The sequence below is a fragment of the Anaeromyxobacter sp. Fw109-5 genome (assembly GCF_000017505.1).
Taxonomy (GTDB): Bacteria; Myxococcota; Myxococcia; order Myxococcales; family Anaeromyxobacteraceae; genus Anaeromyxobacter.
Window position 1 is genome coordinate 1,173,849 of sequence record NC_009675.1, and the last position, 16,366, is coordinate 1,190,214.

At 71.4% G+C, this 16,366-nt stretch carries 14 protein-coding genes; 3 read left to right on the top strand and 11 right to left on the bottom strand.

Translation table 11 applies throughout. The annotated features are described in order from the left end of the window. Nucleotides 1–8: 8 nt before the first annotated feature. Complete coding sequence (locus tag ANAE109_RS05275) at nt 9–1,682, bottom strand: ATP-binding protein (RefSeq protein WP_011985348.1); 1,674 nt, start codon at nt 1,680–1,682, stop codon at nt 9–11. 161 nt (nt 1,683–1,843) lie between these two features. Then, nucleotides 1,844–2,338 carry a flavin reductase family protein gene (locus ANAE109_RS23265; protein ID WP_011985349.1) on the bottom strand — a complete coding sequence of 165 codons (495 nt, stop codon included), beginning with the start codon at nt 2,336–2,338 and terminating at the stop codon, nt 1,844–1,846. 209 nt (nt 2,339–2,547) lie between these two features. Here ANAE109_RS23265 and ANAE109_RS05285 point away from each other — a divergent pair, with 209 nt between their 5' ends. Both ANAE109_RS05285 and ANAE109_RS05290 read left to right on the top strand, forming a co-directional pair. Next, nucleotides 2,548–3,150, top strand: coding sequence for a HAMP domain-containing histidine kinase (locus tag ANAE109_RS05285; protein WP_143827903.1), 603 nt, complete (start codon nt 2,548–2,550; stop codon nt 3,148–3,150). A 468-nt stretch (nt 3,151–3,618) separates the two neighbouring features. Next, entirely contained in the window at nt 3,619–3,990 is a 372-nt protein-coding gene (locus ANAE109_RS05290; protein ID WP_011985351.1) for a NifB/NifX family molybdenum-iron cluster-binding protein, read from the top strand. Nucleotides 3,991–4,112: 122 nt separating this feature from the next. On the opposite strand, the gene ANAE109_RS05295 is transcribed toward ANAE109_RS05290, so the two are convergent. The 3 genes from ANAE109_RS05295 to ANAE109_RS05305 form a co-directional block, all read right to left on the bottom strand. Further along, a complete protein-coding gene (locus ANAE109_RS05295) occupies nt 4,113–4,439 on the bottom strand; it encodes a UBP-type zinc finger domain-containing protein (protein WP_011985352.1) in 327 nt (108 codons plus the stop codon). 317 nt (nt 4,440–4,756) lie between these two features. Next, nucleotides 4,757–5,968: an MBL fold metallo-hydrolase gene (locus ANAE109_RS05300; RefSeq protein ID WP_011985353.1), complete on the bottom strand. Its 1,212-nt coding sequence runs from the start codon at nt 5,966–5,968 to the stop codon at nt 4,757–4,759. 18 nt (nt 5,969–5,986) lie between these two features. Beyond that, nucleotides 5,987–6,559 carry a TetR/AcrR family transcriptional regulator gene (locus ANAE109_RS05305; RefSeq protein WP_011985354.1) on the bottom strand — a complete coding sequence of 191 codons (573 nt, stop codon included), beginning with the start codon at nt 6,557–6,559 and terminating at the stop codon, nt 5,987–5,989. A 626-nt stretch (nt 6,560–7,185) separates the two neighbouring features. Here ANAE109_RS05305 and ANAE109_RS05310 point away from each other — a divergent pair. Further along, nucleotides 7,186–9,180 (top strand): ATP-binding protein, encoded by a 1,995-nt coding sequence (locus ANAE109_RS05310; protein WP_011985355.1) that lies wholly within the window; start codon nt 7,186–7,188, stop codon nt 9,178–9,180. 120 nt (nt 9,181–9,300) lie between these two features. Here ANAE109_RS05310 and trkA read toward each other — a convergent pair whose 3' ends face one another. The 6 genes from trkA to ANAE109_RS05340 all read right to left on the bottom strand — a co-directional run bounded on the left by trkA (nt 9,301) and on the right by ANAE109_RS05340 (nt 16,241). After that, on the bottom strand, nt 9,301–10,659 hold the full coding sequence (gene trkA / locus ANAE109_RS05315) for a Trk system potassium transporter TrkA (RefSeq protein WP_011985356.1): 1,359 nt from the start codon (nt 10,657–10,659) through the stop codon (nt 9,301–9,303). A 4-nt stretch (nt 10,660–10,663) separates the two neighbouring features. Then, nucleotides 10,664–12,265: a TrkH family potassium uptake protein gene (locus ANAE109_RS05320; RefSeq protein WP_011985357.1), complete on the bottom strand. Its 1,602-nt coding sequence runs from the start codon at nt 12,263–12,265 to the stop codon at nt 10,664–10,666. Between the two features lie 275 nt (nt 12,266–12,540). Further along, entirely contained in the window at nt 12,541–13,245 is a 705-nt protein-coding gene (locus ANAE109_RS05325) for an ABC transporter ATP-binding protein (RefSeq protein WP_011985358.1), read from the bottom strand. Nucleotide 13,246: 1 nt separating this feature from the next. Beyond that, nucleotides 13,247–14,449, bottom strand: coding sequence for an ABC transporter permease (locus ANAE109_RS05330; protein WP_011985359.1), 1,203 nt, complete (start codon nt 14,447–14,449; stop codon nt 13,247–13,249). Then, nucleotides 14,446–15,639, bottom strand: coding sequence for an efflux RND transporter periplasmic adaptor subunit (locus ANAE109_RS05335; RefSeq protein WP_011985360.1), 1,194 nt, complete (start codon nt 15,637–15,639; stop codon nt 14,446–14,448). Before ANAE109_RS05335 ends, ANAE109_RS05330 begins: the two co-directional genes overlap by 4 nt. Then, nucleotides 15,636–16,241 (bottom strand): TetR/AcrR family transcriptional regulator, encoded by a 606-nt coding sequence (locus ANAE109_RS05340; protein WP_011985361.1) that lies wholly within the window; start codon nt 16,239–16,241, stop codon nt 15,636–15,638. Before ANAE109_RS05340 ends, ANAE109_RS05335 begins: the two co-directional genes overlap by 4 nt. Between the last annotated feature and the right edge of the window lie 125 nt (nt 16,242–16,366).

Sequence of the window (16,366 nt, forward strand, 5' to 3'; positions counted from 1 at the left end):
GTGACCGCTCACGCCGGCGAGGCCGCCGCTTCCTCCCGAGGCGCGGCGATGCTCACCCCCGCCGCCCGGGGGAGCCGCACGGTGAAGGCGGTCCCGCGCTCGGCGGTGGACTCGAACGAGACGGAGCCTCCGTGGGCGCGCACCACGAGATCGACGATGTACAGCCCGAGGCCGAGGCCACGCGCATGAGAGGCGTCCCGCAGGCGGGAGCCGCTGCAGAAGGGCTCGAACAGCACGGGCCTCAGCTCGGGCGGGATGGCCCCCTGGTTCTCGACGGTCACGGCCACCTGCTGGTGGTCGCCTCGCACCGTCACCCGTACCGGCGCTCCGCGGACGCCGTGCTCGAGCGCGTTCGCCACGAGGTTGGACACCACCTGCGCGAGCCGCGCCGGATCCCAGGTGCCGCGGCCGTCGCCCTCCAGCGCGACCTGGATGGTCCGGCGCGGATCGGCGGCGCGGAGCTCGTCGATCACGTCCTGGCAGACCTCGTGGAGATCCGCAGGGACGGGCGCGATGGGCAGCGCCCCCTTGAAGCGGCCGTCCGTGAAGTCGAGCAGCGTCCCGATCATCTCCAGCATGCGCCGCGCGGCGCGGTCGATCTCGCCCAGGCTCGCGTGGGCGCTGGCCGGGACGTCGCCGCGCCGAAGCAGGAGCGACGCCAGCGCGCGCACCGCGCCGAGGGGGTTGCGGAGATCGTGCCCCAGGATCCCCATCACCTGCTCGCGGAAGACCAGCGCGCGCGCCAGCTCCTCCTGCGCCCGCTTCTGATCGGTGATGTCGGTGGCGGCGCCGGTCAGGCCCACGATCGCGCCGGAGGCGTCGCGGAGCGGCTCCTCGGTCACGAGCAGGTGGCGCTGCTCGCCTCCCGGAGCGGTGATCCGCACCTCCTGCTGGACCGCGCGGCCGGACCGCAGCACGGCGTCGTCGAGCGCCTGCAGGCGGGAGGCGTCCTCGCGGGAGAGGAGCTCCGCGTTCGTCCGCCCGAGCACGTCGTCCACCCGATAGCCGAGCGGCGGGTTGTACATCCACCTGTACCGCAGCGACAGGTCCTGCTCGAAGAGCGTGATGCCCGAGTGGGCCAGCGCGACCCGGAACCGCTCCTCGGTCCGCCGGAGCTGGTGGTGGACGCGCGCGCTGTCCACGATCTGCGCCGCGCGCCGCACCAGCTCCTCGGCCAGCGCCAGGTCGTCCTCTCCGTACCTCCGCCCGGACTCGGCGGCGCTCATGACGAAGGTCACCGTCACGCGCGTCGCCGAGAGGCTCACCGGGACGACCATCACCGAGCACGGCTTCATCTGGGCGGCGAGACCGAGGTACTCGCCCTCCGTCTGCTGCTGGAGCTGCTCCTCGCCGTAGTCGCGGAGGAGCAGGGGTCGGCCGGAGCGAAGGGCCTGCGCGGCCGGGAGTCGCCGGCGCGCGGAGTGGTCCAGCGGGAAGGCGCGGAGGGCGGCGGCGAGGGACGCCCTCGCGGGGTCGCGGTGGGCCACCTCCATGCGGCGGATCTCTCCGTCGCCCACCTCGTCGACGATGCACCAGTCCGCCAGCTCCGGGATCGACAGCCGCGCGACCGCGGCGAGCGCCTCCTCGTAGTCGAGGATCCCCGCGAGCGCCCCCATCTTGGAGAAGATGGAGAGCCTCGAGAACGATCGGCAGCTCGTCTCCCCGGCGGAAGGATTCCGCATCCTGCAGCTCCCGGAGGCGCGGTCCGCCGTCCGGGGGCGCCGCGCCAGCCGCACGGTTCGATAGCGGTCCGGGGGTTCCCCGACCACTCAACCGTGGGGGGCCGAGGAAGAGGCTCGGCGCCCGGATGACGCATCGAGGCGGCGGCGAGCAGGCGGCCCGCTCAGGGTCGCGCCTTTCCGTACTGCACCCCGTCGGTGGTGAGGAGCGCCGGGCCCTCCGCGAGCACGCGCGCGTCGACGACCCGGCCGATGCAGAGGAGGTGATCGCCGACCTCGAGCGTCCGCACGACCTCGCAGTCGAGCCACGCGAGCGCGTCGTCGAAGAGCGCTGCGCCGGTGAAGCCCTCGTGCGTGCGGGCCACGTCGAGCTTCTCCTCCCCCAGGAAGCTCTGGCGCGCGAAGTGGCCGGCCAGCTTCCGCTGATCGGTCTTGAGGAGGTTCAAGGCGAAGTTCTTCGTCGACTTGAGGAAGTCGATCGAGAAGTGCTGCCGGTCCACCGCGATGAGGACGTGCGGCGGGTCGAACGACACGGGGCACGCCCACGACACCGTGAGCCCGTTCTCCGCGCCCCCGCGCCCGACGGTGACGACGCTCACCGGCAAGGGAAACCGCTTCAGGACGTCCTCGAATGCCACCGTCTCCGCGCGTGTCGCCATCTGGCCTCCTCCCTCGCGCATCCTGCCTCGGGAGCCTGCGCCGGGCCCTGGCTCCGTCGGGTCCCGAGAGGCGGGCGATCGCTTGCTCGAGAGGCTGCACGGCCGCCGGAGACGACGGGCGCGGGTGGAATTCCGGACATCCGCCGCCAGTTCCACACATGCCGGAGGTGCAGCGAGCAGGTCCTTCTTCTTCGGCAGAGCGAGAGAACGTGTCCATCGAGACGACGACCGACGTGGAGCAGGAGTTCGTAGGATCCAGGGGCGAGGCCCGCGGGCTCGGTCGCCCCGGGGCCCCCGCCCCTGGCATCGACGGAGAATTTCCGCTCGACTGGTCGAGCACGACCCTCGCGGAGCTGTGTCCAGCGGCGATCGAGGAAGTCGGCGCGAGCGAGGATGGCGCGATCGAGTACACCCCGGATCAGGGTCGCGAGGGCTCGGGCGAGTGGGACGCGAGGCGCGTCGCGTACGCCGTCACCATCCTCCTCGAGGACGCCGTCAAGCGGAGCGGCGGCGCCGGGCCGGTGTCGCTGCGCTGGCGCGAGTACGAGGACGAGGTGGTCCTCCGCGTCCAGTTCCCGCGTCCGCTCGAGCGCGGCGATCGCTTCGTCACCTACTTCGAGGAAGGCGTCCGGCCCGACGGCGCCGACGACAAGGTTGGTACGCTCCGCCTCGTCGTCGCGCGGAAGATCGTGCTGCAGCACGGGGGGCACCTCGCGCGCGTGCGCACACGCGCCGGGACCGCCTACGTCGCGACGCTGCCGCGGACCCGCGCCGCCGCGGGCCGCGCGGAACCCGGCCTCGAGCTCGAGTAACCGCCGGACCGCGTAGGCTCCCCCCGTACACGACGTCCTGTCGCGCCGCGGCCCGGCCGCGCTCCGCCACCTGGAGCGCTGCCGGGCCGTGGTCGTCCGGCGCCGAGCGAGGCGGGAACCCTCGCCGTCGCCAGCGAGGTCGCGCGGGGCGACGAAGGCGAGAGCCTCGGGGCCCGCGTGTGCCGCGGCTCGCCGAGGCGGCCGCAGCACATGACATCCGGGCCGAGAGATGATTCCGCGCTGACGTCACTCATCGTGTAAGTGTCGCGTCTACGCGGTCGGGCCGTGAGCTGCGCAGCCCGGGTGAGCACCTTGCCAAGGAAGTATGCAGCTCGCCCGCGTGACCGCTCCTGCGGCAGGCGGAGCCGGGAGTGGGGGCACCCATGCAAACGGGGCCTGACGCCTCGGTGCATCGGGGGGCCTGCGTGGCGGCCGGCGGATGGAACGTCGCGTGCAAGCTGTCCGCGCATGAAGGTCGCATTCGCCACCCGGGACGGCGAGCACGTGAACGAGCAGCTCCGCCGCGCACCCCAGCTCGTGGTCTTCGAGGTGACCGCGGCGGGGCATCGGCTCGAGCGGGTGTCCCCGTTCGAGCCCGACGGCCGGTACGGCACGGACGAGCGCATCCGCGCGATCGCCGGCTGCTCGATCGTGTACGTCTCCGCCATCGGCCCGTCCTCCGCCGCCCGGCTCGCCACGCGCGGGATCCGCGCGGCCACCGCGCCGGAGGGGACGCCGATCCAGGAGCTCCTCGCCGCGCTGCGCAGGTTGCTCACGTCGCCTGATCGCCTCGACCGATCGAGCGCGGCGCCGGGACGTAAGCTCTCCGGCCACGGCTGAGGGTGAGTCCGCGGACTCTTTCAGCAGCGACGGGAGCGGATCGCTCCAAGCTCGAGGAACGCCCGTACTCGGTCGCCGGTGATGCGGCTCGCACGGGCTCGCCGCCACGCAGGCCGAGACCTTCAACGCCGTGTGATGGCTGCGAGGTGCTCCGGCGGGGACTCGATCGGGAACGCCGGGATGCGCTCGACCAGCTCGTCGTCGACGTAGCACCAGGCCCAGTCCTCCCCCGGCTCGAAGGACTTCACCACGGGGTGCCCGAGCGTCTCGAAGTGTGAGGTGGCATGCCGGTTCTTCGAGTCGTCGCAGCACCCCACGTGTCCGCAGGTCATGCAGAGCCGGAGATGGACCCAGGCGTCTCCGCTCTCGAGGCACTCCTCGCAGCCCAGCGCGCTCGGCGTCACTGGGCTCGACCGGAGGCTGAGAAGGTCACTCAGGTGTCCGCACATTCGTTGGCTCCGTGGTCAATGGGCTCCGGGAGCCGGCGACGAAGCGTCGTGCAGCTTCGAGCGGATCCGCGGCAGCCTGGAACCGTGATTCCGTGTCTCGAGCCGCCGGCGTGTGCCGTGACGTTTCGGAGGACGATTGGGTAGTCGAGCGCAGGTGCACGCGCTCGCCAGCGCGCGGCGAGCTCCGGCCGGAGGGCCGCGGAGCCGATGCGCGCGCGTTTGCAGGGTCGGCTCCCCTCATCCCCGGAGCGCCCGTTCGCACGGCGCGGCGCTCGCCGGACAGCGTCTCGGCGCGCAGCGCTGCCGCGGAGCGAACGTCACATCGTCTCGGGCGAGCCGCCGACTTCGGTGGCTGCGGCGCCGATCTTCGTGGCGACGATGGGATCCTGCTCCGCGGTCCTCCACGGCACCGCCGGCCACCACGCCGCCGTCGGTGACGCGGGTGGCTCGATGCTCTCGCCCGGCATGGGGAGGGCCACCGTCACGTTGGCCTTCCGGGCCGCCACGAGCACGCGTTCGACCGGTTCGGTCCACGCGTGGAACGCCAGGTTGAAGAGGCCCCAGTGAACCGGCAGAAGCACCCTGGCCCGGACCAGCTGGCTCGCGCGAACCGCCTGCTCCGGCCCGAGGTGCCAGTCGGGCCACGAGCGGCCGTAGGCGCCCGCCTCGATCATGGCGAGGTCGAACGGCCCGAGGCGGGCCCCGACGTCGTCGAGTCCGGGGAAGAGCCCCGTGTCGCCCGAGTAGTACGCTCGGTGGACCGGCCCGATGAACGCGAACCCTGCCCAGAGGGTCTGGTTCTGCCGCGAGAAGGGTGACCGGCCCGAGGCGTGGCGCGCCGGCGTGGCGACGACCTCGACGTCGCCGAGCCGGGTCCGTTCCCACCAGTCGAGCTCCACGATGCGGTCCATGGGGATGCCCCAGGACTCGAGGTGAGCTCCGACGCCGAGCGGCACGATGAACGTGGTCTCCCAGTCCTTCATGGCCTGGATCGTGGGCCTGTCGAGGTGGTCGTAGTGGTCGTGCGAGACGACCACCGCGTCGACTGGCGGCAGCTGGTCGAGCGGCAGGAGCGGGTCGTAGAAGCGGCGCGGGCCGACCCAGGAGAACGGGGAAGCCCGCTCGCCCCAGACCGGATCGATCAGCACGCGCCGCCCGTCCACCTCGACGAGGAGCGTGGAGTGGCCGAGCCAGGTGACGCGCAGCCCGGTCGACGGCGGCCGCGCGAACCGGGTCCGGTCCACCGGCCGGGTGGGCACCGGTCCCTTCGGTCGCCGCTCGCCGCTCGCTCCGAACCAGTCGAGCAGCGCCCGCGTCATGTCGTTGTGAAGGGGTTGCGGGTTCTCGAAGCGCCCGTTCTTCCACTGCGGCGACCGCTCCATCCGCGCCCGTCGCCCGCCCGCCGGCTGCTCGCCGTGGGCGCCGCCGCCTACCGTTGCCACGCCAACCGTTGCGACTGCCAAGAAGCCTCCCAGGAGCCAGTAGCCGCGCTTCGGGCGACGCCCTCTCTTGAGCATGTAATCACTCATTCATCGGTCCCAAAAAAACTACGCCCTCGCGACCGCGTTCCAGAACGCCTCGAACCCGGCGGCGCTGTACCGCTCCGCCCGCTTCGGCTCCCGGGCGATGAAGTCCATGGTCGTCTCCGCGAGCGACCCCATGATCGCCGCGGCGAACGCCGGCGGATGATCGCGGAGCGCGCCGTGGGCCGTGCTCTCGCGCAGGAGCGCGTCCACCTCGGCGAAGGCCTCCAGGGCCTCCGCCCGGGTCCGCTCGTAGATCCTGTCCGACACGGCGAGCTGGGTCATCGCCTTGCGCTTGTCCGGATTCGAGACGCCCCACTCGAGGTACTTCCGCCAGGCATGGCGGGCGCGATTCTTCACGCTCTCGGCCTTGGGATAGTTCGGGAGCATGACGTCCCGCAGCTCGGCCTTGAGCGCGAGATACAGCTCGTTGAGGAGCTCGTCCTTGGTGCGGAAGTAGGTGAAGAGCGTGCCTTCCGCCACTCCCGCGAGCTGGGCGATCCGGGCTGTGGGCGCGCTCACGCCGAGCTCCGCGATCACCTGCGCGGCGGCGGTGAGGAGGGCGTTGCGCTTGTCTTCGCTCCTGGGACGGGCCATGAGTGACCACTCACTCATAGCCTCGCCGTGGGCTTCTCGCAAGGGCCCGCCAGCGGGCTCGATGAGCCGGGGCGAGGAGGGCGTGGTCCTCACGACCCGCCGCGCACAAGCGGTCATGAACGTGCGAGCGCCGACCGGAGGGCGGCCTCGACGAGCTTTCGCGGGGGCACGCCCGCGAGACCGTACAGCCGTCAGCCCAGGCCGACGCCCGTCGGCGGGTATGGGTCGATGTCGACGCCGTCCACGCGGACGGTCGGCGACCCCGGAAACGACCACCGGGCAGCGTCCTCGACGGTCGCGACGGTGATCGTCTCGATCTCGGCCCGGGGCGCCCGAGGGCGGCGACGTCCGCCACCGCTCGAGCGCCCGAACGCCGTGCCCGCAGCCGGGACTCATGAGTACCTGGATCTTCATCCCGCCTGAACGCTACCACCCAGCCGGCCGGCGTCGGCACGTTCAGACTCCCGCGGTATGGGAGCGCGCCAACAAGACCGCGGGGACGCGGTGGACGGCGTGCCGTCGAGGCGCGTGACAACGCATGCAGGCGGGCGCCGTTCCACCGGGCGCCAGCTCGCCCTGACGGGGGCCACGGCGTCCGGGCGGTGTGTGTACTAGCGTACATCCGTATGGACCGCGCCGTTCATTCGTTCCTGCGACGGCACAAGGACGACATCCTGGGGACGTGGCAATCGCGCGTCACCGGGGAAGAGCGCGACGTCGAGCTGGTCGGCAGCGCGCTACGGAACGACGTCCCCTCGTTGCTGGACGCGCTCGCCGATTGGCTGGAGAGCGATCAGCCGCCCGAACGCTCGCCAGTCGTCATCGAGGCATTGAAGCACGTGATGCAGCGCCTGGACGAGGGCTTGTCGCTCGAGCAGGTTTTCCGCGAGTACCGCCTGTTGCGCGAGACCATCATCGAGGCGGTCCTCGGAGCCGAAGCCGACGAGCAGGACCGCAGAGGCGCTTCGGGCGAACAGGGTCGCATCGAGCGGATCAAGGGCCTCGCACGCCTGAATGCCGGGCTCGACGTCGTGCTGTCGCAGTCCATCGTGGAGTTCGTCGCGGAGCGCGATCGGCGTGCCGCCGACGAACGAGCCCGCGCCCAACGCGATGTGCGGGATTCCGAGGAGAGATACCGTACGCTCTTCGAGACCATCGACGAGGGCTTCTGCATCGTCGACGTGCTGTTCGACGAGGCGGGGAAGCCGAACGACTGCCGCTTCGTCGAGGTGAACCCCGCGTTCGAGCAGCACACCGGACTCGCGAACGCCAGGGGCAAGCGCATCCGCGAGCTGGTCCCGCAGCTCGATGAGCGCTGGTACGAGGCCTACGGCAGGGTCGCCACGACCGGCGAGTCGATCCGCTTCTCGCACCGCGCCGAAGCCCTGAGCCGGGACTACGACGTGTACGCCTTCCGGGTGGGCGCACCGGAGATGCGGAGAGTCGGCGTCCTGTTCAGCGACGTGTCGGAACGCAAGCGCGCGGAGGAGTCGCTGCGCGAAGTGAACCGCCAGCTCCGCGAAAGCGACCGGCGCAAGTCCGAGTTCCTGGCGATGCTCTCACACGAGCTCCGAAACCCGCTCGCGCCCATCCGCAACAGCATCTACCTCCTGGAGCGCGCCGCGGCCGACAGTGAGCAGGCGACGCGCGCCAGGGAGGTCGTCCGCCGCCAGACGGAGCACCTGACCCGCCTCATCGACGACCTGCTGGACGTCACGCGCATCTCGCACGGCAAGATCCCGCTGGAGCGCAGCAGGGTGGACTTGCGAGAGATCGTCCGGAAGACCACGGATGATCTCTACTCCGTATTTACGCAGGGTGGCGTTCGCCTGCGGGTCGACCACGTCACCGCGGGCCCGATGTGGATCGAGGCGGACTCCACGCGCATGGCGCAGGTCCTCACGAACCTGCTGAACAACTCGATGAAGTTCACCCCGAGCGGGGGCGCCGTTCGCGTCAGTGTCGCCGCACGCGAGGGCGGCGCCGAGCTCTGCGTCACCGACGACGGGGTCGGGATGGATCCGAAGCAGATCGAGCACATGTTCGAGCCGTTCGCGCAGGCCGATCACTCGTTGGCGCGAACGAAGGGAGGCCTCGGCCTCGGGCTCGCGCTCGTGAAGAGCATCGTCGAGCTTCACGGCGGGACCGTCGCGGCGCACAGTGACGGACCCGGCCGAGGCGCCGAGTTCCTGGTCCGGATCCCTCTCGCAGACGCGGCAGCAGAATCGGAGAAGGCGCGCCACCGCAGCACTGGCACGCCGCCGCGATCCATCCTCATCATCGAGGACAACGTCGACGGAGCGCAGAGCCTCGCCGAGATCCTGGAGCTCCATGGTCATCGCGTGCGCATCGCTCGTGACGGCAGCTCCGGGATTGCGCTCGCGAGGAAGGTCCAGCCGGACGTCATCCTCTGCGACATCGGGTTGCCCGACGTGGACGGGTACGAAGTCGCGCGCACCCTCCGGAGCGATGGGCCGCTCCGGGACACGCGACTCGTGGCCTTGAGCGGCTACGCGCAGCAAGAGGATCGACAGCGGGCGCGGGATGCCGGGTTCGACGCACATCTGGCGAAGCCCGTAGACCTCGAGGCGTTGATGAGCACGCTGGCGAAGGACAGCTGAGAGCATCTTCGGCGCGTCGTTTCAGAGAGACATGGCGCGAGATCGGGTGCCTTCGCCCAGGCGCTGGGCAGGGAGAACTACTCTGGGTCGGGACGCTAGCTGGGTCGGGACGCTAGGACGCTAGGTGAGGAGCTTTGCGACGCGCCCGAGCGCATCCTGGCGGCAGGCGATGAACAGCGAGTCTCCCGGCTGCAGGACCGTGGTCCCGGACGGGATGAACACGTCCTCGCCGCGGATCACCGCCGCCACCAGGGCACCCTCCGGGAAGTGCACCTCGCGGAGCGGCTTCTCGACGAGATCCGCCCGCTCGGGCTTCTCGGGGACCCTGAACTCGATGATCTCGGCCTCGTGGTCCCCGAGCACCAGGCTCGACTCCACCTTCCCGCGCCAGACGTACCTCAGGATGGCATCCGTCATGGCGCGCTTCGGGCTGATCATCGCGTCCACCCCGAGCTGGTTCGCGAGGTGCGCGTACGCCGGCTTGTCGCAGCGGACGATGACCTTCCGGGCGCCGAGCGACTTCGCGAAGATGCCGATCAGCACGGACTTCTCGGGGTCCTCGAGCAGCACCAGCACCGCGTCGATCTTGGCTTCCTCGAGGTGCGTCCGGAGGTAGTCGGGATCCGAGCCGTCGCCGTTCAGCACGAGCGACCGCGGGAGCAGGCCCGCCACGAGCTCCGCGCGCTCCTGGTCCCTCTCGAGGATGGTCGCGGCGAGCCCGCGTGCCTCGAGCTCGCGGGCCACCGCGAGGCCCGTGTTCCCGCAGCCGACGATGAGGATCCGCTTCACGCGGAACCAGGGCTGCCCCGAGAGGATGGTGAGCTCCGTCAGATCCTGAGGGCGCGTGAGGACGAACGCGCGCTCGTCGACCCTGAGTCGATCCCCGCCGGTCGGGATGCGGAGACCGTCGCGGCTCTGCACCGCGACGACCAGCGACTGCTTCGGCAGGTCGCCGCGGAGCGCTGCGAGCGTGTCGTGCACCAGGGGGGAGTCCGGCGACAGCACCATCCCTACGAGCACCAGCTTGCCCCCCGGCAGCTCCCGAAGCTCCCCGCTCCCGGTGTAGCGAAGCATCTCGATCACCGCTCTGGCGATGGACTGCTCCGGGCTCACGAGCGCGTCGAGGCCGAGGTCCTCCGCGCTGAGCGCCTCCCCGCGGGCGACCTGCTGCGACTGGCGTACCCGCGCGACCACCCGGAGCCTCTTCCCTCCGTGCTTCCGCGCGGTCATGCACGCGATGAGGTTCACCTCGTCGATGGCGGTGACGGCCATCAAGAGGTCGGCCCTCTCGATCCCGGCGCTCTTGAGCACGTTCGTGTTCAGGCCCGAGCCGTGCACCACGAGGGCGTTCAGGGACGCATCGAGCCGGCGCGCCAGCGCCTCGTTGACATCGATGACCGCCACCTCGTGCCCCTCCTCCACGAGGATGCGCGCCACGTAGCTCCCGACCTCACCGGCACCGACGATGACGACGTACATGGGATCAGCGCCTCAGCATCCACGAGAGCAGCGCGCTCAGCAGCACGAGCACGGGGAAGATCTCCAGCCGGCCCACCCACATCTGGAAGATGAACACGATCTCGACCACGATCGGCATGCCGGGATCGGTGATGCCCGAGGAGAGCCCGACGGTGCTCTGCGCCGAGACGCACTCGAAGATGACGTCGGCGAGGCTGAAGTCTCCGCCCACGTAGTGCGAGACGAGGATGGTCGCGACGCCCAGCACGAGCAGGTACAGGAACGTGAAGACCGAGGCGTCCGTCACCTCCCGCTGCATCGCCTCGGACGGGAGGTTGCGATCGCCGAGCCGGAACGGGATCACGGCGTCGCCGGGCAGGAAGACCTTCCGGATGCGCCACCGCGCCGCGCCGAGGAGGAGGTAGGCGCGGATGAGCTTGATGCCGCCGACGGTGGCGCCGGCTGCCCCTCCGGTGATCATCGTCCCCCACGCGAGCAGCATCACCGCCGCGTCGTCCCAGGCGCCGATGTTCGAGGTCTGCCAGCCGGTGGTGGAGACGGCGCTGACGACCTGGAAGAGCCCCTCGCGAAAGGGATCGGCGACCGCCTCGGCGCCGACGAGGAGCAGGACCTGCGCCGGGATGGTGATCCCGAAGACGAGGATCATGGTGCGGAACTGCGCGTCCCGCCAGAACACGCGGAGCGAGCGGGCGCGCAGGAACGCGTAGTACAGCGGGAGCGAGATCGCGCCGAGGACCATCGGAGGTACGTGGACGAGGTCCATCGCGTAGGAGCGGTACCCCGCGATGCTGTCGTCGAGGGTGCTGAACCCGCCGGTGGACTGGGCCGTCATGGCGTGGTTGACCGCGTCGAACAGGCTCGGCCCGACGCCGTACCCGGGGAGGACGATCAGCGTCGCGGCGAAGAGGTACACGGCGACGAGCAGCGTGACCACGCTGTAGACCTTCCAGATGGCGCGCGCCGTGCCCAGGATGCTCGGCCGGAGCTTCGTCCCCGCCGCCTCGGACTGGTAGAGCTCCAGCTCGCCGACGACGTGGGGCCTCGGGATGATCGCGAGGGAGAGGACGATGACGCCGGCGCCGCCGATCCACTGCGCCAGCGAGCGGTAGAAGAGGAGGCCGTGGCCGATGGACGGCTCGTGCACGGCCATGGTGAGCCCGGTCGTGGTGTACGCGCTCATGCTCTCGAAGAGCGCGTGCAGCGGGTTCCGGAAGTACGCGAGGCTCGAGCCGTAGCTCTCGCCCGCCGGGACGAACCCCTGGGCGACCTCTGGCGGGGTCCAGTAGGCGGCGAAGAGGAACGGGAGCGCGCCGAAGACGGCGCTGACGAACCAGCCGCCACCCGCGATGATCATGGCGTGGCGGCGCTTCGGCTCGTCGGCGTCGCGGCCGGCCCGATGGGCCAGGGCCCCGAACGCCGCCGTCACGGCAGCGGCACCGAGGAAGCTCAGCGCGCTGTGGACCTCTCCGTAGAGGAGGCTCACGAGCAGCGACAGGAGCATCCCCACGCTGAGGAGCACCTGGAGCGCCCCGACGTCCCGGCCGACGATACGGAGGGCCGAGCGGCGGCGTTCGCCCTCGGCGTTCAAGGGCGAGTGGAGGTGCACGTCACCATCCCGTGGACGGGTCGCCGTCCCGCGCCTGCGTGGACCAGCCAGGAGACGTCGCTGCATACCCGATGGAGCCATCAGGGCGGCGTAAGAACCGGCCGTCCACGCATCAGGAAAGCGTAAAGGGCGATTCGCCCCCCTCGAGGTCGGCTCGACGGCGACGAGCGCAGGTCGACCCGCGCCCGAGGGTGAAGCGCCTACGTGTCGCGGTGCGACGCTGCCAGAGCGACCCTACGGTCGATGCTCCGGGCGCGAGAGCCGGCCTCGCCGGGTCACGCGATCGCTCTCCCCTCGCCGGCCTCCTCCTCGGTGCGCCCGTCGCGGATATGGTAGATGCGCCGGAACGTCGGGATGATCTTCTCGTCGTGCGTCACGACGATCACCGCCGTCTCGAACCGGCGCGCCATGTCGTTGAGGATGCGGATGACGCCGAGCGCGCGAGTGCTGTCGAGCGGAGCGGTGGGCTCGTCGGCCAGGATCACCGGCGGGTGGTTCACCAGGGCCCGCGCGATGGCGACGCGCTGCTGCTCGCCACCCGAGAGCCGCGACGGCATGGCGCCGGCGCGGTGGCCGACCTCGAGCGCCTCGAGCAGCTCCTTGGCGCGCGCGCGCGCCTCGCCGTCCGGACGCCCGGCGAGCATCGGCAACAGCGCCACGTTCTCGATCACGTCGAGGAACGGGATGAGGTACGGCGCCTGGAAGACGAAGCCGATGCGATCGCGCCGCAGCGCGCGCAGGTCGGGGATGCGCCAGCCGCCGTCGTAAACGGTCTCGCCGCCGAGCAGGATCCGGCCGGCGGTCGGCTCGATCACCGCGCCGAGGCACTTGAGGAGCGTGCTCTTCCCGGAGCCGGAGGGGCCTATGAGGCCGATCACCTCGCCGGGCTCGACGCGCATGTCCACGCCTTTCAGCGCGTCGACGGCGGTGTCGCCCTCGCCGTACCTCTTTCGGACGCCGTGGACCTCGATGCCGTGCACGTCAGCCTCCCACCGCGTCGGCCGGGTCCACCGCCAGCGCCGCGCGGATCGCGACGCCGCTGGCGAGGACGCAGATCACCATGACCGCTGCGAAGCCCCGCACGGCGTCCCCTGGGAGCAGCAGGACGTACTTCGGGAAGACCGGCGCCCATGCGGTCGCCGCGAGCTTGCCCACGACGAACGCGATCGCGCCGAGGGCGAGCGCCTGCTGCACGATCATCGCGGCGATGGTGCGATTCCGCGCGCCGATGAGCTTCAGCACCGCGATCTCGCGGATCTTGCCGGCCGTCATCGTGTAGATGATGAACGCCACCACCGCGGCGCTCACCACGGAGAGGATGACGAGGAACATCGCGATCTGCCGCGCCGAGGTCGCGATGAGCTTCCCGACGAGGATCTCCTCGACCTGCGGGCGCGTATAGACCTGCAGCCGCTTCCAGCGCTGGATGTCGGCCGCGACCGCCGCCGGCTCGTACCCGGGTTCCACCTGTACGAGCACGGCGTTCACGTAGGGGCTCTTGGTCTGCGACGCGACCACCGCCCCCACGACACCGGGGGCGCCGGGCGGGTTCAGCGAAGCGTTCGCGGCGGTCCGGCGGCGCTGCTGCACGATCGCGTCCGCGTCCTTCAGGAACTGCGCCTCCTGCGCGTCCTTCAGCGGCACGAACACCATCGGGTCGCCGCTCGAGGACACCGCGCGACGGGTGAGCCCGACGACGGCGTACTCGGTGCGGCGGATGCGGATGCGGTCTCCCACGCGGAAGCCCGTCGCGACGTCCACGACGGCCTCGTAGTGACCGCGGGTGATGTGCCGGCCCGCGACGAGGTGGCCGGGCTGGCCGGGCTCTCCGGGGCCGCCGGGCACGATGCCCACGACCATGGCGCGCACGTCGCGGTCGCCGAGCCGCACCTGCATGGTGAGGTAGGTCACGTTCGACGCCCGGGCGACGCCGGGCATCGCGAGCACCCCGCGGTACGCGTCGTCGTACACGCTCGAGGGCTCGGCGTACGGCCCGAGCGTGCCCTGCTGCACGACCCACAGATCGGCCCCGCTGTTGTCGAGCAGCACCTGCGCGTCGTCGACCATCCCGCGGTAGATGCCGGCCATCGAGAGCGTCACGCCGACGAGCAGGCCGAGGCCCACGCCGGTGAACACGAACTTTCCCCAGGCGTGCAGGATGTCGCGGCCAGCGAGGCTGATCACGGCGACGCTCCCGGGATCCGCTCCACCACCTCGACGCGGGTGCGAGCCCGGAGCGCGCGCTGGCTGTAGACCACGACGCGCTCGCCGCCCTGGAGCCCCTCGACCACCTGGACACGGCCGTCGAGGTCGTTGGCGCCGGTCTTCACCGGCGTGAACTGCAGCTCACCGTCGGCGACGGTCCACACGCCGAGCCGCCCCGCGACGCGCTGCACGCTCGCGTTCGCCACGACCGGCGCCGGCGGCGATCGCGGCAGCGCGACGGTGACCTCGGCCAGCTCGCCCACGGCGGGCAGCGGCTCGGGCGGGACCGCGAAGACGACCTTCGCGACGAGCTCCTCGGTGATGGGGTCGGCGACGGGCTCCACGCGCAGCAGGCGCCCCTTGACCGCCTCACCCGTTCGCGACCGCAGCGCGATCCGGGCGGGAAGCCCGGCGCGCAGCCCCGCCGCCCGGAGCTGGTCGAACCGCACGTTGATCCACAGCGTCGTGGGGTCGATCACCTCGATCACCGGCTGCCCCGCGACGACCGTGCTGCCGGGGTCGGCGCCGCGAGCGCTCACGAGGCCGTCCACCGGCGCGACGAGCCGCAGGCTCGAGCGCTGCCGTCCGATGGCATTCGCGTCGGCGCGAGCGCGCGCCAGCTCCTCGCGAGCCGCCTCGAGCCCGGCCCGCGCGGACGCGACAGCGGCCTCGCTGACGAGCAGCTCCTGCCGCTTCGTGTCCGAGACCTCCTCGCTGGCGGCGCCCTGCCGCGAGAGCTCACCGTAACGCCTCGCCTGCGTGGCGGCGTGCGCCGCTCGCGCGCCCGCGTCGCTCAGCTGTGCATCTGCGGCGTCGACGTTCGCCTCGGCTCGTGCGAGCGCGGCCTGCTGCGCGGTGAGGCGCGCGTCGAGGTCCACCGGATCGATCTCCGCGAGGAGCTGCCCCGCCCGTACGCGCTCGCCGACGTCGACCTCGACGCGCAGCACGCGCCCGGCGCTGGTGGGGCCGACCCGGTGCGTGTAGCGCGCCTCCACCGTGCCGATCCCGTGCAGCGCCGGCTCGAGCGGCTTCGTCTCGACCGTCGCGACCGTGACCGGCACGGGAGCGAGCGGGCCCGAGCGGGCGGCCACGTAGGCGAAGGCGGCGCCGAGCGGGACGAGGAGGGCGGCGAGGACCATCCAGCGACGGCTCTTCCACGGCAGCTTCATGAGGTGCTCCCGATGCCGCGCCGATAGATCGAGAACGCCCCTGGTGCCGCGGCGCGGAGCCGCGCGGGGCGTCCGCTGATCAGAGACGACAGCACGAGCCCCTGGATCGTGCCGATGAAGAGGGTGGCCGCCGCGGTCGCGTCGGTGACGGCCGCGACCTCGCCGCGCTCCTTCCCCTCCTCGATGAGCGACCGGATGCGCTCACCGTAGCGGCGGAGCAGGCCGTGCACGGTGCGCTTCGCGGCGGTGTCCTCCGCACGTTGCAGCTCGGCCAGCAAGACCCGCGGCACGCCGGGGTGACGGGCCACGAACTCGACGTGGCCCATGAACGTGGCCTCGAGGGCCGCGAGCGGGGAGGCCGTCGACGCGGTGCAGCGGTCCACGTTCGCGAGCAGCCGCTCCGCGACCCACTCCATCACCCCCGCCCAGATCGCGTCCTTGGTCGCGAAGTGCCGGAAGAGCGCGGGCTGCGTGACGCCCATGGCCTGGGCGATGGCGCCGGTGGTCACGTCGCTGGGGTTCTGCTCCCCCGCGAGCTGGACGGCCGCCTCGATGGTGGCGATGCGGCGCTGATCCGCGGGAAGGTGTCGAGCGGCAGGCATCCTCTGTCCTCTGAAAGTGAGTTATCAATAACTAACTGCGGGGGGCCGCCAGGTCAACCGGGCGCCCCCAGCTGCCGCGCGCTGGGGTCGAAGTACCCCGTCGAGCCCCGCTTCAAGGCTGCACC

Coding starts and splice junctions, on each gene's coding strand:
- ANAE109_RS05275 (WP_011985348.1), bottom strand. CDS start 1,682: ATGCGGAATCCTTCCGCCGGGGAGACGAGCTGCCGATCGTTCTCGAGG.
- ANAE109_RS23265 (WP_011985349.1), bottom strand. CDS start 2,338: ATGGCGACACGCGCGGAGACGGTGGCATTCGAGGACGTCCTGAAGCGG.
- ANAE109_RS05290 (WP_011985351.1), top strand. CDS start 3,619: ATGAAGGTCGCATTCGCCACCCGGGACGGCGAGCACGTGAACGAGCAG.
- ANAE109_RS05295 (WP_011985352.1), bottom strand. CDS start 4,439: ATGTGCGGACACCTGAGTGACCTTCTCAGCCTCCGGTCGAGCCCAGTG.
- ANAE109_RS05300 (WP_011985353.1), bottom strand. CDS start 5,968: ATGAGTGATTACATGCTCAAGAGAGGGCGTCGCCCGAAGCGCGGCTAC.
- ANAE109_RS05305 (WP_011985354.1), bottom strand. CDS start 6,559: ATGGCCCGTCCCAGGAGCGAAGACAAGCGCAACGCCCTCCTCACCGCC.
- ANAE109_RS05310 (WP_011985355.1), top strand. CDS start 7,186: ATGGACCGCGCCGTTCATTCGTTCCTGCGACGGCACAAGGACGACATC.
- trkA (WP_011985356.1), bottom strand. CDS start 10,659: ATGTACGTCGTCATCGTCGGTGCCGGTGAGGTCGGGAGCTACGTGGCG.
- ANAE109_RS05335 (WP_011985360.1), bottom strand. CDS start 15,639: ATGAAGCTGCCGTGGAAGAGCCGTCGCTGGATGGTCCTCGCCGCCCTC.
- ANAE109_RS05340 (WP_011985361.1), bottom strand. CDS start 16,241: ATGCCTGCCGCTCGACACCTTCCCGCGGATCAGCGCCGCATCGCCACC.